The organism is Cellulophaga sp. BC115SP (assembly GCF_009905545.1).
In the GTDB taxonomy this organism is placed as follows: domain Bacteria; phylum Bacteroidota; class Bacteroidia; order Cytophagales; family Spirosomataceae; genus Flectobacillus; species Flectobacillus rivi.
Genome location: NZ_JAAALB010000005.1, coordinates 18,651 through 40,258 on the forward strand (window position 1 = coordinate 18,651; position 21,608 = coordinate 40,258).

The 21,608-nt window shown below is 37.5% G+C and carries 19 protein-coding genes and 1 pseudogene; 9 read left to right on the forward strand and 11 right to left on the reverse strand.

Translation table 11 applies throughout. From position 1 onward, the window contains the following. Nucleotides 1-116 precede the first annotated feature (116 nt). Both GVN22_RS05520 and GVN22_RS05525 read right to left on the reverse strand, forming a co-directional pair. Nucleotides 117-902 (reverse strand): TSUP family transporter, encoded by a 786-nt coding sequence (locus tag GVN22_RS05520; RefSeq protein ID WP_166550051.1) that lies wholly within the window; start codon nt 900-902, stop codon nt 117-119. 70 nt (nt 903-972) lie between these two features. Next, a complete protein-coding gene (locus GVN22_RS05525; RefSeq protein WP_166550052.1) occupies nt 973-1,776 on the reverse strand; it encodes a sterol desaturase family protein in 804 nt (267 codons plus the stop codon). A gap of 251 nt (nt 1,777-2,027) precedes the next feature. Between GVN22_RS05525 and GVN22_RS05530 the strand changes: the two genes are divergently transcribed. Then, nucleotides 2,028-2,645 (forward strand): LuxR C-terminal-related transcriptional regulator, encoded by a 618-nt coding sequence (locus GVN22_RS05530; RefSeq protein ID WP_166550053.1) that lies wholly within the window; start codon nt 2,028-2,030, stop codon nt 2,643-2,645. Here the strand turns inward: GVN22_RS05530 and GVN22_RS05535 are convergent. From GVN22_RS05535 to dinB, 4 genes are all read right to left on the reverse strand, one after another. Further along, nucleotides 2,635-3,816: a nitrate/nitrite transporter gene (locus GVN22_RS05535; protein ID WP_166550054.1), complete on the reverse strand. Its 1,182-nt coding sequence runs from the start codon at nt 3,814-3,816 to the stop codon at nt 2,635-2,637. The two genes, GVN22_RS05530 and GVN22_RS05535, sit on opposite strands and share 11 nt — an antisense overlap. Before the next feature lie 66 nt (nt 3,817-3,882). Beyond that, complete coding sequence (locus tag GVN22_RS05540) at nt 3,883-4,158, reverse strand: hypothetical protein (RefSeq protein WP_166550055.1); 276 nt, start codon at nt 4,156-4,158, stop codon at nt 3,883-3,885. 152 nt (nt 4,159-4,310) lie between these two features. Then, nucleotides 4,311-4,970, reverse strand: coding sequence for a cyclase family protein (locus GVN22_RS05545; protein WP_166550056.1), 660 nt, complete (start codon nt 4,968-4,970; stop codon nt 4,311-4,313). Between the two features lie 60 nt (nt 4,971-5,030). Next, entirely contained in the window at nt 5,031-6,185 is a 1,155-nt protein-coding gene (gene dinB / locus GVN22_RS05550) for a DNA polymerase IV (protein WP_166550057.1), read from the reverse strand. Nucleotides 6,186-6,324: 139 nt separating this feature from the next. Here dinB and GVN22_RS28375 point away from each other — a divergent pair. The 3 genes and pseudogenes from GVN22_RS28375 to GVN22_RS28380 all read left to right on the forward strand — a co-directional run. Beyond that, a pseudogene (locus tag GVN22_RS28375) lies at nt 6,325-6,513 on the forward strand (T9SS type A sorting domain-containing protein); the annotation flags it as partial. 598 nt (nt 6,514-7,111) lie between these two features. Beyond that, entirely contained in the window at nt 7,112-7,507 is a 396-nt protein-coding gene (locus GVN22_RS05560; RefSeq protein ID WP_166550058.1) for a hypothetical protein, read from the forward strand. Next, complete coding sequence (locus tag GVN22_RS28380; RefSeq protein ID WP_166550235.1) at nt 7,508-7,711, forward strand: tail fiber protein; 204 nt, start codon at nt 7,508-7,510, stop codon at nt 7,709-7,711. 255 nt (nt 7,712-7,966) lie between these two features. On the opposite strand, the gene GVN22_RS05570 is transcribed toward GVN22_RS28380, so the two are convergent. Both GVN22_RS05570 and GVN22_RS05575 read right to left on the reverse strand, forming a co-directional pair. Next, complete coding sequence (locus GVN22_RS05570) at nt 7,967-9,529, reverse strand: DUF1501 domain-containing protein (protein WP_166550059.1); 1,563 nt, start codon at nt 9,527-9,529, stop codon at nt 7,967-7,969. A gap of 239 nt (nt 9,530-9,768) precedes the next feature. After that, entirely contained in the window at nt 9,769-11,370 is a 1,602-nt protein-coding gene (locus GVN22_RS05575; protein ID WP_166550060.1) for a DUF1800 family protein, read from the reverse strand. 187 nt (nt 11,371-11,557) lie between these two features. Here GVN22_RS05575 and GVN22_RS05580 point away from each other — a divergent pair, with 187 nt between their 5' ends. From GVN22_RS05580 to GVN22_RS05600, 5 genes are all read left to right on the forward strand, one after another. Beyond that, the gene (locus tag GVN22_RS05580; protein ID WP_166550061.1) at nt 11,558-12,142 is read left to right on the forward strand and encodes an RNA polymerase sigma factor; all 585 of its coding nucleotides are present in this window, start codon (nt 11,558-11,560) and stop codon (nt 12,140-12,142) included. Nucleotides 12,143-12,231: 89 nt separating this feature from the next. Further along, on the forward strand, nt 12,232-13,209 hold the full coding sequence (locus GVN22_RS05585; RefSeq protein WP_166550062.1) for a FecR family protein: 978 nt from the start codon (nt 12,232-12,234) through the stop codon (nt 13,207-13,209). 145 nt (nt 13,210-13,354) lie between these two features. Next, a complete protein-coding gene (locus tag GVN22_RS05590; RefSeq protein WP_166550063.1) occupies nt 13,355-16,810 on the forward strand; it encodes a SusC/RagA family TonB-linked outer membrane protein in 3,456 nt (1,151 codons plus the stop codon). A 10-nt stretch (nt 16,811-16,820) separates the two neighbouring features. Next, nucleotides 16,821-18,257, forward strand: a complete 1,437-nt coding sequence (locus tag GVN22_RS05595; protein WP_166550064.1) for a SusD/RagB family nutrient-binding outer membrane lipoprotein — start codon at nt 16,821-16,823, stop codon at nt 18,255-18,257. Between the two features lie 304 nt (nt 18,258-18,561). Beyond that, on the forward strand, nt 18,562-20,034 hold the full coding sequence (locus tag GVN22_RS05600; protein WP_166550065.1) for a calcineurin-like phosphoesterase family protein: 1,473 nt from the start codon (nt 18,562-18,564) through the stop codon (nt 20,032-20,034). Nucleotides 20,035-20,118: 84 nt separating this feature from the next. Here the strand turns inward: GVN22_RS05600 and GVN22_RS05605 are convergent, their stop codons facing one another. The 3 genes from GVN22_RS05605 to GVN22_RS05615 all read right to left on the reverse strand — a co-directional run bounded on the left by GVN22_RS05605 (nt 20,119) and on the right by GVN22_RS05615 (nt 21,410). Next, nucleotides 20,119-20,448: a hypothetical protein gene (locus GVN22_RS05605; protein WP_166550066.1), complete on the reverse strand. Its 330-nt coding sequence runs from the start codon at nt 20,446-20,448 to the stop codon at nt 20,119-20,121. A gap of 44 nt (nt 20,449-20,492) precedes the next feature. Then, complete coding sequence (locus tag GVN22_RS05610; RefSeq protein WP_166550067.1) at nt 20,493-20,834, reverse strand: hypothetical protein; 342 nt, start codon at nt 20,832-20,834, stop codon at nt 20,493-20,495. 192 nt (nt 20,835-21,026) lie between these two features. Then, entirely contained in the window at nt 21,027-21,410 is a 384-nt protein-coding gene (locus GVN22_RS05615; protein WP_166550068.1) for a hypothetical protein, read from the reverse strand. Nucleotides 21,411-21,608 lie beyond the last annotated feature (198 nt).

Below are 21,608 nucleotides of genomic sequence, written 5' to 3' on the forward strand. Positions count from 1 at the left end.
TTTTCTGTTACTCATTATTAATTGTAACTTAATTATTTGATTTTCAGTTATTTATTTTTTCTTTGTGGTTCCGCATTAATTCAAACAATCACTAATTCACTAAATCACCACCTTACTCAATGCTTAAAGAATATATCATAGCCAAAGCGTAAAATCACACCTATTACAACGACCACAAAGAAGATTCTTACAAAAGCACTCCCTTTTTTAAGCGCTAATTTAGTGCCAACTATTGATCCAAGAATGTTGGCAATCGCCAATGGAATAGCTACTTTGTACAACACATCTCCCGATGACATAAAATAGATAATGGCAGGAACATTCGATGCACAATTCATGATTTTGGCATAAGCGGAGGCGTGTAAAAAATCTAAGTAAAAAATTGATACAAAAGTAAAGATCAAAAAACTACCCATTCCTGGTCCGAAAAAGCCATCATAAAACCCCAAAACAGCTCCAGTGAGCATGACTCCCCAGAAAAATACCTTACCATGATATTTGGGAGCATGATGTGTTCCTAAATCTTTTTTGACCAAAGTATATATTAAAACCAATACCAATAACACCAAAATAATGGGGCGTAGGGTTTCTTTGTCAAGTGAACTGACTAATCGAGCACCCATTAGGGCAAATATCCCTGTGATTGCTACGGCAGGTAACATGACCTTCCAATCAACTTTTACCTGTTTGATATATTGTGAAGCTGCCACTAAAGTACCAGACACAGAAGCTAATTTGTGTGTACCAATAATAGTTGGAATAGAAAATTGTGGTAAAAATATCAATAAAGCTGGTAGTTGAATCATACCACCACCGCCAACAATCGAATCGACAAATCCAGCAGAAAAGGCAAAAATGAGTAAAAAAGAAAGAGTTTGAAGACTAATATCGTCAAGGAGCATGAGCAATTAGGGTTGATGATTTTACAAAATTAGCCCAAACTCTTCAAATTTTCCTCAAACTACGGCTAAATCATTCGAAGGGCATTTTGAGTAATGAAGAAATCGATTCATTTTTGGAAGCATTCATTTGAGTATCCACTCCATAAACTATTTCTTTGGGATTAATATGTGAAAATGTACCAAATAAACGATCCCAAATAGAGAAGATATTTCCATAGTTAGAATCCGTAAAAGGTTGCACATAATGGTGATGTACATGGTGCATATCGGGCGTAACGATAACCCAGCTCAATATTTTGTTGAGAGTAGGGGGAAGCGTAATATTGGCGTGGTTGAATTGTGATAACAGTACCGAAATAGACTGATACATCATGACAACCCACATTGGTGCTCCAGTAATGACCACAGCAATGGTGGTGAAGACAAATCTAAAAACACTTTCTCCAGGATGATGACGGTTGGCAGTGGTAGTATCTACTTGCATATCGCTATGGTGAATAATGTGAAATCGCCACATCCACTTGACTTTATGCTCAAGCCAATGGATAAACCAAGCGCCAATCAAGTCCAATAGTAATAATCCTAAAACAGCATAGATCCATAAAGGCATGACAGGAAGCCAATTGATAATTCCAAAATGATGAGCAACTGCCCAATCAGAAGATTTTAGTAGAATAAATGCCAAGAAAAAATTGACAATGATAGTCGTTAACGTAAAAAATATATTTACACCAGCATGGCGCCATTTATGATAGGAAAATTTGAATAGTGGTAAGGATGATTCAATCAGCCAGAAAAAAGTAATACCACCCACCAAAATTATTGAGCGATGTGACGAAGGAATGGTAGAAAAGTAGTTTATTAGTCTTTCCATATTAATAGACTTTTCCAAGATTTTTTTGAATTAAGATTGTTAATATAAATATAACCTATTTTAAGCAAGCTTATTCCTGATTAATTTTTTAAATTTTGCTTTAAAAAAATCATGCAATAGTGTATGAAAATCAACGATTATCATAACTTTGCACCGTAAAATAAAAACAAATACCACCACTGTTAAACAAAGCTTTACTTTGTATTTATCACTCAAAATAAAGTTTTATCACTAATATTATCCTTAATTATATGAATCTACTGATCATTTATGAGCATCAGTTATTGGCTGATGGCCTTAAAGTTATTCTTGAGCCAAACCCTAGTATTTTATCTGTCAACTTACTTTCTTTAGAACAAGCATCTACACAAAGTATTCAGTCTTTTGCCCCAGACATACTGTTGATTGACTGTCAACAATCGCACCACCAAGTGACAAACCTACTTGAAGCCTTATCAATACAAAATGTTAATCTTGCTACTTTTGTGTTAGGAGTGAGCCAATGGATGTCTACTCCATCTGTAGTTACCAAAGTTTTTCAATTAAATAGTGGTTTAAATGATTTGCTATCCGAAATCAATGCTTTGAATACAAATTCAAGTCAAAAGCTCTTTAACGAAACCTATCATTATCAAACACCATTTTTTAGTAAGTATGGTATTTCTCTACGTGAAGCTCAAGTAATTGCTTACGTTATGCAAGGTGAGTCAAGCAGCTCAATTTCTGAAAAGTTGTTTATCAGTGTTCATACAGTCAATACACATAAACGGAATATATATCATAAGCTATCTGTACCGAATGAACGAGAGCTGATAAAATTTGTTCAGAACAGATTCAAAACAGAACATTCTTTTAAGGCTAATAGTTAGGTATTCGTTTTTTGGTAATTAATCCCAAGACCATACCGAATGAAAGTGGGAAAAATAACCATTCAACACCAATTAAAACTTGTAGATTTTGCAAAAACATGATACTTAAAACTGTGATAGCAAAGCCAATGCTATTGACAATCGTTATAGCTGAAGCACGATATGCAGGTTGTGCATTTTGTGAAATAAGTGTAGAGAATTGAGGTGAGTCTGCTACTACACTAAATCCCCAAATTAGTAATAAGCCTATAAATGCCTCAAAAGGTAACTGCCATATAAATGGGCTTAGTAAACAACAAAATCCAGAAACAATCAAGAAAAAATAAGCTAACTGACGACTTGTGAAACGTTGTTGGGAGAGTTCGGCTGTGCATATACAGCCCAAAATCCCCATGCCAATTATGCCAAAAGACCATGCTGAGATAGAAAATGATTCATGGTGGAGGCTTTGATAATGCTGTAAAATGACTGGTACGAAAGCCCAAAAAGTATAGAGCTCGAACATGTGTCCAAAATAACCCCAAGCATATTGTTTGAAATTGGGGTTGGCAAATGCTTCTAATATTGCCTTTGGACTAAATGTCCCTATTTTTTGACGATAGGGACCATCTGTTATGCCTATGGCCATTAATAATGCACCGCTTGATGACAAGATAGATGCAGCTATAATGATAGCTTGCCAATTAAAATGCCACTGTATTGCGGCTAAAAAGTGACCAAAGGACGTGCCCAATACCAGTGCTCCCACCAAATACCCTAAGGCTTTTCCTAATCCTTTCTGATGCCAATCGCTCATGATTTTCATACCAACGGGATATACACCTGCCAGAAAAAAACCTACGCCAAATCTTATGCTGAGTAACAAAGTCGTATTTCCCATGCTCTGAAGTGTAAGGAGGTTGAGCAAAGCGCCCAAAAGAGCAGAGATAACAAATACCCATTTGGGCGAAAACCTATCGCTAATGGCTAAAATGGCATAACATAAGGTTCCACAAACAAAACCCAATTGCACTGCCGAAGTCATGTTACCTAAAAAATGATTATTGGGCGGAAACAAGGGTTGAATATCCTTTAAGATAGCATTGACAGCAAACCACAGAGAAGTTCCTGAAAATTGCGCAAAAACCACGACTGGGGTTACAGTCTTAGGATTTTTTATAAGATTTAACATAGTCTATTTTTCTCAAAAACTAATATGTAATCGTGCAAAATAAGATTTAAGTTATGAGTTTAGGCACTAGGCAACAGGCACAAGGCAAAGAGTTTTAACATGTTTTAATAACTCAAGCCATGCTTTTTCCCAAAGCCCACTGCCGAAAGCCGATACCTGAAAGCTCAAATGCAACAGGCACAAGGCAAAGAGTTTTAACATGTCTTTCATAACCAAAGCCATGCTTTTTCTCAAAGCCCACTGCCGAAAGCCGATACCTGAAAGCTCAAAGGCAACAGGCACAAGGCAAAGAGTTTTAACATGTTTTTCATAACCAAAGCCATGCTTTTTCTCAAAGCCCACTGCCGAAAGCCGATACCTGAAAGCTCAAAGGCAACAGGCACAAGGCAAAGAGTTTTAACATGTTTTTCATAACTCAAGCCATGCTTTTCCCAAAGCCCACTGCCTAATGCCTACGGCTTACAGCCTAAAGCGTATAGCCTAATGCAGGTAACTTATTCCACAACCACATAGGCTCTAACTGGAAATGTTCCCATTCCTTTCACTTTAGGTGGCGTTGCACAAAATTGAATCGCTACTCCATCAGGAATTTGGTGGAGGTTACACAAATGCTCCACAATCAAAATTTCGTTTTTGAGTAAAATAGTATGAACGGGTCTAGTTTTTCCAGAAACATCATCAATGTTGTATGAGTCTATCCCAACCAAAATCACTTTTTGATCTACCAAATATTGGGCTGCTTCTGCGGTTAAAAAGGGGTTCTCTGAATAATATGCATCCTTTTCCCAAAGTTCATCCCAGCCTGTGTGTACCAACACCGCCTTGTTATAGATGTCATATTGTTTGAATATATCGACATCAATAGCCTTACACTTTTGATATGGAACTCTGACGACGACAGCGGCGAGGAGAGCAGTTTTTTCAATTAAAATGTCAGATAAATCCTTACCATCCTCATATCTGTGAAATGGGGTATCAATGTAAGTCCCTGTATTGGCAACCATTTCAATTTTGCCAATTTGGAATGAAGTGTCTTCGTCGTACCAATTTTTAGATTCTTCTCGAGTCCAAAAATCACAGATTTTGGGTGCTGGAAGTCCTTTGTAAGTAACAGTTCCGTCTTCGATAGTATGACTTAAGTCGATAAATTTCATGGTTTGTAAAATGAAAGTTGATAAATATTCAGGAATAAATGTACGGAAAAGTTTATCAAATCATTCACGTTTGGGCGACTGCCCCATGGCTCTTCCAACAGCTTTTATTCCATAACGACTACGAATATTGTCCATAGCGGTATATAGCGGTGCTATTTTGGCACTTTGATCAAACAAACTGAGTTGCTGGACGCCCCGAACCAATTTGGTAAAACGCACACCAACAAGTCTTATCAATAGACGTTTTTCATATAATTGTTCGAAAAGTTGTAATATCAAAGGTATCAGAATATGGTCTGCAGAAGTACTTGCAACTACAACTTGTTTGCTATGAGTATCAAAGTTTGAATACCTCAGTTTTACTGTAACACAAGCGGTACAATATCCATCTTGACGCAGCTCATAACTTAATTGTTCGGTAAGCCGTATCATGACCGACCGAAGGTAAACTATATCAGTCGTATCTTGCTGAAAAGTTACTTCTTTGGACATACTTTTAGGCTCGGAATAGGGAATTACGGGAGTCAAATCTATTCCATTAGCTTTTTCCCAAAGAACTTTTCCCATTTTCCCGAAAGTACGTTCGAGGACTTTAAAGGGCATTTCACCTAAAGTTCCTACTTTAGAAATACCCATATTTCGCAATGTTTGAGCCGTTACTTCGCCAATCATCGGAAGTTTATGGATATTTAAGGGAGCTAAGTATCCTTTTTCTGCACCTATATGTACAATGTCAAAGTTGGCAGGTTTTACCTCATTGGTTATCACTTTAGAAACCGTTTTGCTCGTCGACAACCCAAAAGAAATACTCAATCCAGTTTCTTTAATAATCGTTTTTCGGAGCTTTTGAGCATAGGAAAAAGTTCCAAAGAATTTTTCCATACCAGTCATATCAAGATAAAACTCATCGACCGATGCTTTTTCAACAAGTGGTGCGTTGCTCACAATAACCTCAGTAACCATGTCTGAATATTGCGAGTAAGATTCATAATCACCTCTTACAATAATGGCTTCGGGACAAAGATGTCGGGCCATACGCATAGGCATAGCCGAATGTATACCAAAGCGTCGGGCTTCATAACTACAGGCTGATACAACACCACGGTCGGACATACCACCTACGATAACAGGTTTATCATTTAGTTGACTATTTCTTAGTCTTTCTACAGATACAAAAAAACAGTCAAGGTCCATGTGTACAATTGCTCTTTCCATTTTTAGCTACAAAAATTATTCAAACGAATCTATTTGAATACAAAAATAAGCTAAAAAATAAATTTAATGTTGATTTTAGCTGTATAATTTATTTTAAAATAAAAAACCTAGCTAAGGTAGATTAGAACCAAACCCTGCCAGCGATTATATCACCATCACAAGTGATGAGCTAAACGTCAAAGCTGAAATTTTTGATATGTTGGGACAGTCGGTGTTTGATGCTGAACTCCACTCAGGTAAAAATCAAATCAGCCTACAAAGCTTCTCAAATGGTGTATATTACCTCAAAGCTTCCAAAGGAAATAAATCAGGAGCTTTTAAAATATAGAAGATAAGAATTGATATTCTTGCTACTCGTAATAGTCGATTTTTGCTATTTCTACCCATAGACACTATTTGATTTTGGGGCTTTTCCATTCTCGCTAAAATTAGCATTGAGCTAACCTCATATGACCCACTCTGAATCAATTGAGAAATTGAATATTCTCCTTTTTCATTTAGATCAACTGTTGTGAAAAATAGGGTTTTGATTTTGCTAAAATTGATTTTTTGACCTGAATGATAAATATTTATACCGAGAACAGGTGTACTATATATTATATATCTTCGAAAAGTATTTTGCCCGAAATAATTGTTGAGGTGGATTGTAGATTATCGTCTTTACAAGAAATTGTTATCACGACGATGCAAATCGTTGATAATAATTGTGTTAGGTTTTTATAAATGTTGGGTGGTACTAGTGGTATGACTATTTGAAATTCAATATTAGTCCATTATTCTAATATTCTTACTGATGAGTTTTGTCTCAGTAACAAACCAAATAATCTTGGTATATTAGTCGGTTGAGATAGAGTTCTAAAACGCAAATTACAATAAATTTAGGTCTTAAAACTTCAATCATTAAGTAGGGTAATAACCAAATAAAGATGAAACAATTAAAGTTTTTTACTTGGCACATGGGTGAACATGTATCAAAAAAGGATGCTGTTCAAATATTTTCTTTTCTTGAGCAAAAAGCTAAGTTGGAAAAGGGGGAAGTAGTGACAGGGAGATATTTTACAGAAATCAATTTTGAAAATTACCGTATTGAGTACAACAATGAACTGTCTGGATTTGAAGTTGAAGGCAATGATTTGGAAGTGATAAATACGTTAATGTTGCTAATCAAAATGATCCCAGCATACGTAAAAATGGGTATCAATAGAAACCCCCACGAGCCAGATGAAGAATTATTTTTCCCTCAGAAAGGTACAACCATCATTGAATTAGTGGAGGGTTTAAAAATTGAAGAGAGGTGGGGATTTCGCCCAAATATTGCTTGAATATACAATTGGGCATTTTGCGACGGAAGATTACTCAAAACTAGACAAGAGTCTGGTTTATTTGCTCTATTAGGTCCAATATTTGGAGGTAACATGACGGATAATTTTGCTTTACCAAAACTTCCTAATATACCTAACCCCAAAAACCCTAATGACAGACCAATACGATATATAATTTGTGTAAGAGGGAGATTCCCATTTTAATATTTTGTGTAATCCTTTGATGTTTTAAAAAGGTATACTAATTGAAACATGAGTCATCCCAAATTTTTAGGATTGGGATTATTCTCCAAGTTTTATCAAAAAAGCGGTCGGAAAATATTTTTCGACCGCTTTTTGATGCTACTATCTTAGATATGACTTAGCTTAAGACGCAGTCATTGCGTCTCTATTGCTAGAATGCAAATTTTCATATAATCACTCAATCGCTAAATTAGGAATTACTCATTTTTATATCATTTACCCATGCTTCATCAATTTCCTAATCTGCTGGTACGAGTCATTTTGAAAACGAGCATAATAGACGCCATTTTTCCATTTTGAAGTATCTACAGGCATATCATAAGTACCTTCAGGATATAGCCCATCCACTGGGGTGTCCATTAGCCTTCCTACGTTATCAAAAATTTGAACCAGGTTATGACCGCCTCTTGAAGTATATACCAAAATCGTACTTTGTTGGAAAGGATTGGGGTAATTGTAGATGTATTCTCCTGTAGAATCTAAATCCACAACAGGAGTAAGTCCACAAGCTTGCGGCCGAATGAGTGGTAAAGATTGAAAGGTATCTTTAAACAACACATCGTCCTTCCAACTGGCATTCATACATAAAAACTGTTCAAGAATAGAACTATATACCGAACGAAAATCATATTGCATGAGTACATTGTCACCTGTTTGAACTGAAGCTGCAATATCTGGCGTTGTACCCAATACAATGGGATTGACCATATCCCCAAACATAAACAAAGGGGCGGCGGCTCCGTGGTCGGTTCCGCCACTGGCATTAGATTTGATCCTACGTCCAAATTCTGAATAGGTCATTCCTACGACTCTTTTGGATACGCCCATTGCTTTCAAATCATCGGTAAAGGCCTTGATGGCATCCGAGATTTGTTTCCAAAGATTGGCATGCGTTCCTGTGGTGGTATCGGTCGTATTTACCTGATTACTGTGCGTATCAAAGCCTCCCAGATTGACAAAATACACCTTCGTTTTGAGTCCTCCTCCAATAAGGTTTGCCACGATTTTTAATTGTCCTGCCAAATTGGTATTCGGGTAGGTAACCAAATTTTTAGCTTTGCCTGCCGCTCCTCTAATAGAACTGGCATATAAATTTGTCTGATTGGCTACTTCTCTCAAAAACTTCAATTCTTTCCCTGCTAAAGTATCTGGGGCATCTTCTACCTTATTTTGTACCAAATTGTAGAAACTGCTAGGGTTGGTAATAGCCATTCCCATAGAGGAAACAGGACCTTGCAAAGCAGTACTCACCGTAGAGCCAATTTGTATTGCCAAAGGGTCGGGGAATTGAGCATTAGGATAGTTGTTGGGATAGGCAGGGTGTTGTAAAGCCAAATATCTTCCAAGCCAACCATTATACACATACTGATTGGCATCTGAGGCCGAATTCCAAATATCTGTTGCCCTGAAATGGGAAAAGTTGGGATTGGGGTACCCTACGCTTTGTATTACGTTGGCTTTGCCTTCCATAAATAGGTTATGCAAGCCTCCTGCCATAGAAGGGTGCAGACCTATATTATCATTTTGAGAAATCTTCAATAGGGATGTCTCTGGAATGGCGATGTTTGAGCGAGCATTTTTGTAAAGCCCATACTTATCGATAGGGATAACGGTATTTAAACCGTCGTTACCTCCATTCAGTTGGATAACCACAAGCGTGTTTTCGTCACCACTTTGATTTTTGGCAACATTACCCAAGGCTTTCACCGAAAAACCACTGAGTAATGCAGGCATTAAGAATCCTGATATAGACTGCTGGACAAACTCTCTACGTTTCATAAAAAGAGATTTTAGATAGAAGAAATACCGAAATCAACTTATTGTGCAAAATGAATTAGAGTAAAATATTTCACTTACAATTCACCTAGTGTACGAAGGATTATAAAAACTGTTTATTTCGGATGTTGGATTTCGGAAGAATAAGCTTCTATATTTCCGAAATCAGAAATCCCAAATCTGAAATAGTTAGAAATCCTTAGAACACTACTAATTCACAACTCACAATTCATCACTCATAACTAAGTTAGTTGGTACTCTGGCAATGACAATAAGTACTGGTAAAGTGATTGTAATTTGCTCTTGACGAGTGTCATGGTATCTTGCGGTCTTACCAGCATGGTATCCCAGATTTCGGTCCAATAGTAGTCGCTCGACTGCCCCGAAAGCAGTATGTCTCTTTTGAGTTGTTCAATTCTTTCTGCTGAAACGGGCACTTTGTATAACAAGGCAATGGAATCGGTAATCAACAAATTGGGATCGTTGGGTTTGGGTAAATTCTTGGCAAAAGCAATGACATCAATCTGTATTCTTTTTCCATTACGAGTGATTCCATTAGTAACTATGGTGTCGGTATATTGCACTCTTTTGGGATAAGTATCTGCCGTAATCCATGCTTCGTAAAATATCGGTTGCTGATAATAAGCCGCCCATCCAGCTACGTTGGGAGGGTCTCCAATACTTTGTTGCATAATCGTACCTTGTCGAACGACTTCCACAAAAAACGTGTAGACATCCACAAATTCCGTTTTCGGATTTGGGAATATCACATCAAATTCACGAAGGTTTCCTATAACTAAATCTAGGGGAGATTTGATAACAGCTCCATAAAGCTGTGCATCATAAAAAAATTGACTTTTAAAGAGGGTAGAAAGGACTGGGGTAATCTCAAAATTGTTTTTTCTGAAAATTTCGGCGAGCGGCGTGATGACGTTTTTTTCGACGGTTTCATTCAAATCATAATGCACAAAGAACTGATAAATTTTCCGACAAATAAACTTGCTCAACTCTTCTTTCTGAAATAGCATATTGACTAATTCATCCAGTTCTAACATACCATCTGTACCTGATTTTCCTTTTATGACCGTGTTGTTATAATACGATGAAAAGGTTTTGTCACTGGTATCGTGCCTGCTTGGCGTAAAGCTATAATCGATGGTCAGAGCACTTACGACATAGCCTGTCAATACTCTAGCTGCTGCTTTTACGTCGTCTTCTGTGTACTTTGAGTCGGAGCCTTTTCCCATTGTAAAAAGCTCTTGTAGCTCTCGCCCGTAGTTTTCGTCTGGCGCTGTTTTGGTATTTTTATTTCCATTTAAATACACCAACATGGCAGGGTCGATGGACATTTCTCGAACGAAGGTCTTGAAATTACCCAAAGCAAATTTTCGTAACAATGAGTGATGTTTGTACAAATAGCGTGCGTCACTTACGGTATCTGCTTCGGTAGAAAAATGATTGTGCCAAAACAAAATCATTTTCTCGTGGATACTTCGCCCTTGATAAAACATTTGTTGCAACCACCAAGCTTTGTAGCTATTTCTCCTCTTACTATTGAGCGTGCCATCTCCGTAAGCGGCAAATGCCCAAGTGGCGCCAAGTGCAATGCCTGTTGGATCGGTATAATCGCTCGTATTGTAATAGTTGAGCGGAGGCTCAGGAAACGATTGAGGTTTTAATAATTCATCGACGGACTGACTTAAAGTTTTGGTTTTGAAATAGTTTACATCGGCTGGTTTGGCGCCAAACATTACCCGCTTGAGCAAGTGAGTAATCTGTGGCGTACTCCATTCACCTTTATATTCCTCCAATCCTCCTTTAATTTGTTTACTTGAAAAAGTCATAGTATGTTGTGCTTAGAGTTGGACCTTTTAGATTTTCAATGATTGAAAAGGTTTAATTATTGTCGTTAACCTAGTAAAAGGCTTTACAATAAAATATACCTAACAATACCATAATAAAAGCATAATGTACTAGTCGAGACTTAGCAAAAATCAAGATTTACCTTTGTGGCAAAATTGGTTTTGCGTTATGACAAACACTAAATTTCAAAATGATATTGCTTTAATTGAAGCATGGCAAGCGGGCGATTCCGACGCATTTGAGGTACTTTATCAAAAGTACTGGCGAAAGCTCTATGTCTTTGCACGCCGTACCACGCCCAATACCGAGGATGCCCAAGATTTGATTCAAGATGTTTTTGCGCAATTATGGATGCAAAAAGAACAAATCGATGCTGCTGTATTTTCGGAATCCTATTTGTTTGCTATTGTGAGAAATAAACTATTGGATAAAATTCGAAAACAATATGTGCGAGAAGATTATGTCCAGAAAATTCTTCAATCTTCCACTGAGTCTGATTTCTCGACCCAGCAAACCATCCTGACCAATGATTTGAATAATCATATTCATCAAGCGGTGGATGTTTTGCCAGAAAAATGCAGAGAAGTTTTTCAACTTAGTCGTTTCGAGCAACTCTCAGTTGATCAGATTGCCCAAAAGCTTCAAATTTCCCCTCAAACCGTCAAAAATCAATTATCCAAAGCGCTACAAGTAGTTCGTTTTCGATTAAGAGAGTTTGCAACTCTTGGGCTTTTATTATCTACTTTTTTTTAAAAAATCATATTTCAGCATAGTACCAAAACTTACCTTGCACGAATACATACATGAAAGGAAAGGAAAACATCCCCATTTCCTTTGCATGAATGATTTCCAAAGAGCAGGAGCGAATTTTACGAGAATACCTCAGTGGTCAAGAAAGCACCGAAGGAAAAGCCCTTTTTGATCAATGGGCGCAATCGCTCTATGAGGATAGTTCATTGCAACCTTCCGACACCGAGGAGGCTTTAGCAAAAGCACAACAAGAAATTTGGCAGAAGGTTTCTGCTAAAAAGGTTGCCCCAATTATTCGTTTGGCATCTTCATGGGGGCTTCGTGCTGGAATGGCAGCGAGTTTATTGTTGATTTCTCTCTTAGCTTGGAAATGGATTGTCACATACAACCAACCAGTCCCCGAATATGAATTAAGTTATCAGACCATCAAAACAAAGGCTGGTGAACACGCTACCGTCACTTTGGAAGATGGCACAAAGGTATTTCTGAATGGTGCTTCAAGTTTACGATTTCCAACAAAATTACTGGGACAAACCCGTCACGTATATTTAGAAGGGGAAGCTTATTTTGAGGTAACGCACAACCCTCAACAGCCTTTTGTAGTGAGCTCAAAACACCTAAACACTACGGTGAAAGGTACCACTTTCGATGTGCATGATTATGCACAAGACATACAAGCAAATGTGACGGTATTGACAGGGAAAGTTGCTGTAGAAATGGCAAATAATAGAACTAGTAATTGCTTAATTCTTCCAAATCAAACATGTACATATCAAAATGGAAAAGCTGTTTTGGAACAGTCAGATGTGGAAGATGCCAGAGAGTCAATCAGTTGGAGGGAACGAAAAATTTACTTCAAACGTGAGCGTATGGATTTGGTTTTTAGGAAATTAGAACGAATGTATGAGGTGTCATTTCGAATCAAAAATCCTCGGTTATTAGATTGTACATGGATTGCTTCTTTCGAAAATGCTAGCTTGGAAGAAGTTCTACAATTGATGCAATCTTCATTAGGTATCCAATATCAAATCAAAGGAAAGGAGGTTATTATCACAGGAATTTGCCAATAAATACGAGTCCAAAATATAGTTTTAGACTATTTTACAAATAAAAAAAGGTCAATGAAGGGTCGAGCTTCATTAACCTTGCAAACAATTCCCACGTCATAGCGCCTTTTACAAGGTGCCCTTATAGGTTATTATCTTAAGCAAACTTATGCAAAAAAATCGATTCTCGCTAATGATAAGGCGAATCATCTCAGTGCCCACACTGTCGTTGGCGCTAGGCTTTGGTATGTGTCATGCACAAGTATCCCAAGCACAGGAAGTATTGAATAACAAAGTTTCGGTTCAGGCTCAAAACCAGAGCCTAGAAAGTGTTTTAACACAAATCGAAAAACAAACAGGTGTACGTTTCGTGTATGCAGGAAGTTTGATTTCGGAGAAAGATAAACTCACATTTTCGGTCCAAAATCAAAACTTGAAACAAGTACTGAATAGTATTTTTTCAAACCGAAATATCGATTTTAGTTTTTCTGGAAATAATCAAATCGTCCTAAAAGCAAGCCCAAAGTCGCAAGACCATACTTCGGTAAGTGGAAAAATCACCGATGCTCAAACAGGCGATGCTTTGCCAGGGGTAAACGTATCGGTAAAAGGTACCAGCAAAGGTGCCACTTCTGATGCGAATGGAAATTTCAAAATCAGCATCTCAGAAAAAGACGCAGTATTATTATTTTCCTTTGTGGGATTTACCTCACAAGAGGTTCCAATAAAAGGAAGAAACCATCTCAATGTTCAGTTATCAGAGGATAACAAATATCTCAATGAGGTAGTAGTAACAGCCTTAGGTATCAAAAGAGAGGAGAAAGCCTTGGGATACTCTACCCAAAAACTAGATGGTTCAGCTGTGACGGATGCACCATCTAACAACTTTATGAATGCACTATCGGGTAAAGTCGCAGGGTTGAACTTGACCAAGACTGATGGACCTATGGGTAGCAGTCGCGTGACATTGCGTGGCGAAAGTATTTTGGATTTCAATTCCCCTGGTGCTTTAATCGTGGTCGATGGCGAACCGATTAATACTTCCTTTCAAGGTGTAGGACATGGAGCCTATTTGGGTGGCGATTCCCCAATTGATTTTGGAAGTGCGCTAACAGATATTGACCCTAATAATATCGAGTCTATCAACGTACTAAAAGGTCCTGCGGCATCAGCCTTGTACGGCTCTCGTGCAGGCAATGGGGCGATTATTATCACGACCAAGAGCGCCAGTAAAGACAAAAAAGGTCTTGGGGTGTCTTTTAACTCTTATGTAAGTGTTGACCAAGTAAATCGTTGGCCAGACTATCAATACCAATACGGGCAAGGAACGGCAGGGCAGAATTATTACTCCTATGGTACAACGGCAGATGGTGCAGGAACGCAAAGTACAAGTTCGGCTTGGGGACCTAAATTTGATGGTCAATCATTTTATCAATATGACTCACCGCGTGATGCCAATGGAGCTTTTACAGAAAGAACACCATGGAAACCTTATACAGACAATCGCAAAAACTTTTTTGAGCAAGGTGTAACCCTGTCAAACAATATTTCGATTACCAATGTGAAAGACAAAAGCAATACTCGTTTGAGTCTTTCCCAAATGAAAAATAACTGGATTTTGCCTAACACAGGCTATGAACGTATCAGTTTAGGTTTCTCAAATAATTCACAGATTTCGGCGAAGTTGAGTACTGCTGCGAAGGTCAATTATTACAATAAATTTAGCGATAACCTTCCGTCGACGGGCTACAACAATCAGTCGATTATGTACTTCATTGCGTTCCAAAATCCGAATGTTAATTTGGATTGGTATCAGCCTTACTGGTTGCCAGGAAAAGAAGGTTTGGAACAAAATCACCCTTTTAGTTCTTTGATTGATAATCCTTATTTGATTGTATATGAAATGCTGAACAAATCGAGTCGTCATAATGTAACGGGTACTATGTCGGCTACCTACAATATTTTGAAAGGCTTGGATTTAACGGTGCGTACTGGTTTGGATATGGGTTATGAATTTCGTTCGCAACAACGTCCTAAGAATACCCAAAAATTTCAAGCGGGTATGTACCGTCAGCAAAATGTATTTAACCTCGAATCTAACTCTGATTTTTTGTTAAAATATAAATTGCCACTTGAAAAAACTTGGCAAGTAACTACAAGTTTTGGAGGAAATATTTTGAAACAAAGTCAAAAATTTACCAATCAATTAGCTGACCGCTTGGTGATTCCAGGCGTATATAATTTGGCAAATTCTGAACAATTACCACTCACCCAAAGTGACCGTGCCGAAAAGCGTATCAACAGTTTGTATGGTTTTGTTAACCTTGGTTACAAAGATTTTGCTTTTTTGGATGTTACAGGTCGTAATGACTGGAGTAGTACTTTACCAAAACAAAATAATTCTTTCTTTTATCCATCAGCCACTTTGAGTTTGGTTTTATCTCAAATGACTAATATGCCTAATTGGATAAGCTATGGTAAAATCCGTGGTGCTTACGCCAGTGTGGGCTATGACGCTCGCTTAGGAACCTATAATCTAGAAAAAATCTATAACTCAGGCACTTTCCCGGGTGAACTCGAAAGTCCTAATGTGATTGCCAATCCAAATTTAAAGCCCCAAAGAAATAACTCCTTTGAGGCAGGAACAGAATGGCGTTTTTTCAAAAATCGTTTGAGTTTGGACGCTACCGTTTATGAGCAAACTACCATTGACCAAATCTTGTATGCACCAGTGGAATATGCTTCAGGATATAGCTCTTCATTGATCAACATGGGTAAAGTCGTAAACAATGGTGTCGAGTTAACCTTGAATGGCAATCCTGTGAAAAATTACGCAGGCTTTTCGTGGGATGTGACCGTAAACTGGTCGATGAATAGAAATAAAGTATTGGAGTTAAACAACGAAACAGGAAGTGTAATACTGGCAAAATATGTTGGTAGCCGTGTAACTGTGGAGGCGAGAGAAGGTCAGCCTTTAGGAACGATTTACGGACTAGGCTTTAAGCGTTCGCCAGAAGGACAAATTGTATTTGACAAAGATGGATATCCTGTGCTTACCGACCAGTTTGTTAATCTAGGTAATACAAATCCTGATTGGAGGGGAAGTATTTCTAATAATTTTAAATACAAAAACTGGAGTCTCTCTGTCTTGCTAGATATTCGTCAAGGTGGTAGAATTTTCTCATTGACAAATTCTATATTGGGTGAACAAGGTAAAAATACAGCCACGTTGGCAGGTAGATATGACGGCATCATTGGACAAGGTGTAACGCTCAATGCCGATGGTCAATATGTGCCAAATACCACCAAGGCGACCAATATCGTAACGTATTACAACAAATGGTATGGTCGTGACAATGTGGAGGCTAATACATTTGATGCTTCATTTGTCAAACTTCGCGAGGCTCGTTTGGCTTACACGATTCCAGCAAAAATACTTCGTAAGACTTTCTTAAGAACTGCCAGTATCGGAATTTATGGTCGTGATTTATTTGTATGGTCAACTTTCCCTGCTTTTGACCCCGAAACATCTACGCTCGATAATGCTACGATCACCCCAGGTTTAGAAGTTGGACAATTCCCATCTACGCGTACTATGGGAGCAAACCTTACTATTTCTTTCTAATTTTTATAACATGAAAAAACTTATCTTTTTATATCTTTTTCTTATCGTAGCTCTGACGTCTTGTACAGAAGGCATGGAGGAACTCAATCACGACCCAGAAGGGGTATCATCCGCCACAGCAGGCAGTTTTATGAATACTGCCATTTTGGAAGGAGTTAACACTGGTTTGAGTCGAAGCCATCGTCTCAATAATGAGTTGATGCAAGTGACAGTTTCTTTGACCGAAGGCAATACGGTGTTTCATCGATATGTACTTTTTCCGAGTGAGTCAGATTATATGTGGAGCAATTACTATTTGTCATTGACCAATATCGAGGATATGATTCAAAAGGCAAAAGCCATGTCACAGCCCAATTACCTAGCTATCGGACTTACTTTAAAGGCTTGGTTGTTTGCGAACTTGACAGATATTTATGGCGATATTCCCTATTCACAGGCATTGAAAGGTTATCCAAATTACGTAGTAAATCCCGCTTTTGATAAACAAGAAGACATCTATGCCGATTTGATAGCAAAGCTAGATACTGCCAATGCGCTTTATGACGTAAGTAAAACCTTAACTTTAGGACAAGATGCCTTGTTTGGAGCAGACAAGAGTACTGTTGGGACAGTGCGCTGGAAAAAATTTACTAATTCGCTTCGTTTACGCCTATTAATGCGTGGTGAAGCCAAATCTCCAGCTTTCCAAGCTCAATTGAAAACCATGTTGGCAAACCCCGACAAATATCCATTAATGGTGAGTCCTGACGAAAGTGCTGCTTTGAAATTTACCCAAGTAACCCCATTACTAAATCCCTTTACCAGTGCCCGTGATTATGATTTTAACGGAGCAAATGCCGTTTCTGAGTTTTTTATCAAAACACTAAGCACTTGGTCTGACCCAAGATTGGATATTTGGGCTACCAAAGCCAGCGGTAAATACACAGGTATTCCAAGCGGTTACACCATAGCCGACGGTCCAGCGATGAACGCGATAAGTTCTTCAAAACTTAACAAAAACCTTAAAACTTCTTTAATTTTAGGTACTATCTTGCAATATGCGGAGGTAGAGTTTTTGTTGGCTGAGGCAGCGTTCAAAGGATATACCACCGATAGCCCCAAAGACCATTATGAGAAGGGTATTTCTGCTTCTATGAAATATTGGGGTGCAACGCAACCAACGGATTTTTTGACTCGTTCGGGCGTTGCCTATAACGGAACTCTCCAACAAATCATGACGCAAAAATACATTGCTCTATTTTTCAATGATATGCAACAATGGTTTGAATATAAGCGTACAGGATACCCTGTTTTGCCAGTTGGAAAAGGTGTTGAAAACAACGGAAAAATGCCTATGAGACTGAAATATCCCTTATCGACGCAATCACTTAATCGTGCTAATTACAACAAAGCAGTAGCACAAATGGGAGGAGATGATATCAATACCAAAACATGGTGGACGAAGTAAGGAAGTAATTGTTAGTGCTGAATTGTGAGTGATGAATTGTGGGTATAAAATTTTAATAATCAGTATTTTATATTTAAAAATTGCCACTTGGAATTAGTGCTCTATAAAGGTTTTTATTTGTTCAATAAAGTTCTTATTTATAGTTTTTTGGGTGTAGCTGCAACTCTTGCGGTTGCCATTTTGAGTGCTGCAACCGCAAGGGTTGCAGCTACATCAATTTTATTTTAAAGATAAAACTCAACCTTCTTACACCACTAATTCACAATTCAGCATTAATATTTAGCTACAAAAACAACCAAAATATATGTTTAATAGAAGAAATTTTCTTAAGAATTTTGGAATAGGAGGGGCTGTGCTAAGCACACCCTCTGTGCTGGCAAATGACCAGTCTACCAACTCTGAATTTGTCACGATAAAAGGTACTGTTTCTGCCAACGGCAAAGGTATTCCTCAGGTATCAGTGACAGATGGTTATACAGTGGTTAGCACCGATAATAATGGTAAATACCAAATCAAGGCACATTCCCAAGCTGAGTTTGTATATATCAGTGTGCCATCAGGATATGAATTTCCGAATGAAAAAGGAGTTGCTCGTTTTTATCAAAAAATAGATACGACTAAAAGTTCTTTTCAAGCAAACTTTACCATGAATCCTTTATCTGTTGACGATATCAAACACCAATTTGTGGTGTGGGCTGACCCTCAGATTATTTCTAAAAAGGATGCAGAGGAGCTTCAAAAGTCGGGCGAAGATTTGGCTGAATTGGTAAAAGTAGCACCAAAAGATACTCTTTTTCATGGTATCGGTTGTGGAGACCTAGTTTGGGATCATTTTGAATTATTGGATGATTATATTTCAGCTTTTGGAAAAGCTCAGATTCCATTTTTTAGTGTCATTGGTAACCATGACATGGATTTGGATGCCAGAACAGACGATTTTTCTTCAAAAACTTTTAAAAATACTTTTGGTCCAACCTACTATTCATTCAATCGTGGCAAAGTTCATTATGTGGTTCTGGATGATGTGTTTTTTATGGGTACTGCCAAGAAATACGTTGGGTATCTCACAGAAAATCAATTGCATTGGCTAGAACAGGATTTGGCTTCTGTACCCAAAGGTTCAACAGTTGTAGTGAGCCTGCATATTCCAACTAACACGGGTCATGCTCGTCGCAATAAATTAAAAGAAGAAGAATTAGGTGGAACTGTTGCCAATAGACGTCAATTGTACAAAATGCTAGAACCATTCCAAGCACATATTATGTCGGGACATACCCACGTGAATGAAAAATGGGAGGAAGGCAATATCATCGAGCACGTCCACGGAACGGTTTGCGGTGCATGGTGGACAGGTCCCATTTGTACGGATGGCTCACCAAGTGGATATGGCGTGTATCAGGTTGATGGTGGAAATATCTCTTGGTATTACAAAGGAACAGGCAAACCTGCCACGTATCAATTGAAATTGTATCAGAAAGGAGCAAATAAGGATTTTCCAGAAAGTATTATTGCCAATGTTTGGAATTGGGATAAAAAATGGAAAGTTGAATGGTGGGAAGATGGAATAGCAAAAGGAGCAATGGAACAAAAAATTGGACTCGACCCCTTAGCTATTGAGCTTTTTGCAGGCCCTGATTTACCCAAAAAACATAAATTCGTTGATCCAACGCTAACAGATCATTTATTTTTTGCTCAACCTTCTGCACAGGCCAAAACAATTGTTGTGAAAGCTACTGATAGATTTGGGAATGAGTACACGGAAAAAATTAATTTGTAGAGTGACCGTTATGTTAGCTTAATAAATTGGTGTACTTGAAGAAAACCCTTGGAAAAGCCTTGAGCAGTTCCAAGGGTTTTATATTTATACTTTTCCCAATTTTAAACTTATCATTCTAAGATTGATAATGACTAGTGTAATGAAGGCAAATACTAAAGACATGTTATCGAACAATAGTCCTGTATTGATCAATAAACCAGCATAGAGATATTCTATGGGGAAAAGGGAGTTTTTGCCTTCGGGATTTCTAAGGTATTTACTCAAAAAGTAAAAAAGTACAAGGTTGATAAGTATCAAGAAAAGGGGTAAAATAGAGCTTTGGTCAAAAGGAAAATGAAGTGTTTTGTATTGTGCAAAACAAACGTTGACAATGATAGGTATGCCAGTTACTAGTATCCATTTGTGAAGGTTCATGATAAGTGATAGTTTAGGTGAAATAATTTGAGTGGAATAAAATGTTATGATAGTGTTTTTTTGCCTACTTTCCATAGTCGGTAGGCAGCACTTAAAGAAAATAACCCCAATAAAGACCAGATTGATACAGAATAGCTACAGACGATTTGAAAAATGCTGATAGATAAGCTGTATGAAAAATAATCCCAATTAAAATCACTAAAGGAGTTTATTGACTTGAGAATTGTTCGGAGGTTATACAGATGATAAATACCTGTGACCGTAATAATACTTCCATAAAATAGCTGGAATTGGTCGAGTGTTGGGTAAATACCAACGAAGAAATGACAAAAAAGTATCAAACTCACTATTGATAAAATCAGGAGAGGGATTAAGAACTTTTTCATATAACTGTTTTAAAAAGAATGAAAGGTGAACTAGTTCTAAATTAATAAGTTGTGATTAAAAAACCAATAGATTTTGACTTAATATTTTACGATTTAATAAAAAATCCCTGATAATGTTTCGGCGTAAATATTATCACACGAATAATTATCAAGGATTTTTGTAAAGCTGAATTGCTTGCTTCAAACGATGATCTACAATTCCACTAATTCTCTCTTATCGAGTGAAACATAATTATCTTCCTCCCAATTTTGCTCGTCAATACTAGCTTTCACGTAATTCAATGAAACGGTTGTAACAGTAAGTAAAACTTGTGAAATCAAGGATGCTTCTTCCATTTTGAGCATAAATACATTGATACCCGCAGCTGCAAATAACCCTCCTACATAGAAATAGGAAAGTTTCTGTGATGCCAAAACATGTTTGAAAGCTAAAGCAAAATGTGCCAGTAAAAAAACATTGAAAAACAGCACTGGAATATTGGAGGTAATCGACGTGTTCCAGACTGAAATTACTTGATAAATTGAAGTAGTAATAATAGCAAATCCTATAGCAAGGAATAGTTGTTGAGATTTCATAGGCGAGAATGTCCTAAGATTTAAGTGAATTTATTAATAAAGTACAAATTTTATCTTTAAACGAAAACAAGGCAAGTTTTGTCACTTTAACTTATTAAACGAGATATCTATGTACCGTTTTATGATTACTATACTCAAAATACTCAGGCTTTTAGTAGATTTATTAAATCGAGTATCTGTTAAGAATTTTTGCAAGGG

Excerpts from the sequence above, each read along its gene's own strand:
- GVN22_RS05610 (WP_166550067.1), bottom strand. The coding sequence starts at position 20,834 with ATGAAAAAGTTCTTAATCCCTCTCCTGATTTTATCAATAGTGAGTTTG.
- GVN22_RS05570 (WP_166550059.1), bottom strand. The coding sequence starts at position 9,529 with ATGAAACGTAGAGAGTTTGTCCAGCAGTCTATATCAGGATTCTTAATG.
- GVN22_RS05575 (WP_166550060.1), bottom strand. The coding sequence starts at position 11,370 with ATGACTTTTTCAAGTAAACAAATTAAAGGAGGATTGGAGGAATATAAA.
- dinB (WP_166550057.1), bottom strand. The coding sequence starts at position 6,185 with ATGGAAAGAGCAATTGTACACATGGACCTTGACTGTTTTTTTGTATCT.
- GVN22_RS05600 (WP_166550065.1), top strand. The coding sequence starts at position 18,562 with ATGTTTAATAGAAGAAATTTTCTTAAGAATTTTGGAATAGGAGGGGCT.
- GVN22_RS05545 (WP_166550056.1), bottom strand. The coding sequence starts at position 4,970 with ATGAAATTTATCGACTTAAGTCATACTATCGAAGACGGAACTGTTACT.
- GVN22_RS05585 (WP_166550062.1), top strand. The coding sequence starts at position 12,232 with ATGATTTCCAAAGAGCAGGAGCGAATTTTACGAGAATACCTCAGTGGT.
- GVN22_RS05525 (WP_166550052.1), bottom strand. The coding sequence starts at position 1,776 with ATGGAAAGACTAATAAACTACTTTTCTACCATTCCTTCGTCACATCGC.
- GVN22_RS05520 (WP_166550051.1), bottom strand. The coding sequence starts at position 902 with ATGCTCCTTGACGATATTAGTCTTCAAACTCTTTCTTTTTTACTCATT.
- GVN22_RS05605 (WP_166550066.1), bottom strand. The coding sequence starts at position 20,448 with ATGAACCTTCACAAATGGATACTAGTAACTGGCATACCTATCATTGTC.
- GVN22_RS05580 (WP_166550061.1), top strand. The coding sequence starts at position 11,558 with ATGACAAACACTAAATTTCAAAATGATATTGCTTTAATTGAAGCATGG.
- GVN22_RS05535 (WP_166550054.1), bottom strand. The coding sequence starts at position 3,816 with ATGTTAAATCTTATAAAAAATCCTAAGACTGTAACCCCAGTCGTGGTT.
- GVN22_RS05590 (WP_166550063.1), top strand. The coding sequence starts at position 13,355 with ATGCAAAAAAATCGATTCTCGCTAATGATAAGGCGAATCATCTCAGTG.
- GVN22_RS05615 (WP_166550068.1), bottom strand. The coding sequence starts at position 21,410 with ATGAAATCTCAACAACTATTCCTTGCTATAGGATTTGCTATTATTACT.
- GVN22_RS05530 (WP_166550053.1), top strand. The coding sequence starts at position 2,028 with ATGAATCTACTGATCATTTATGAGCATCAGTTATTGGCTGATGGCCTT.
- GVN22_RS05560 (WP_166550058.1), top strand. The coding sequence starts at position 7,112 with ATGAAACAATTAAAGTTTTTTACTTGGCACATGGGTGAACATGTATCA.
- GVN22_RS05595 (WP_166550064.1), top strand. The coding sequence starts at position 16,821 with ATGAAAAAACTTATCTTTTTATATCTTTTTCTTATCGTAGCTCTGACG.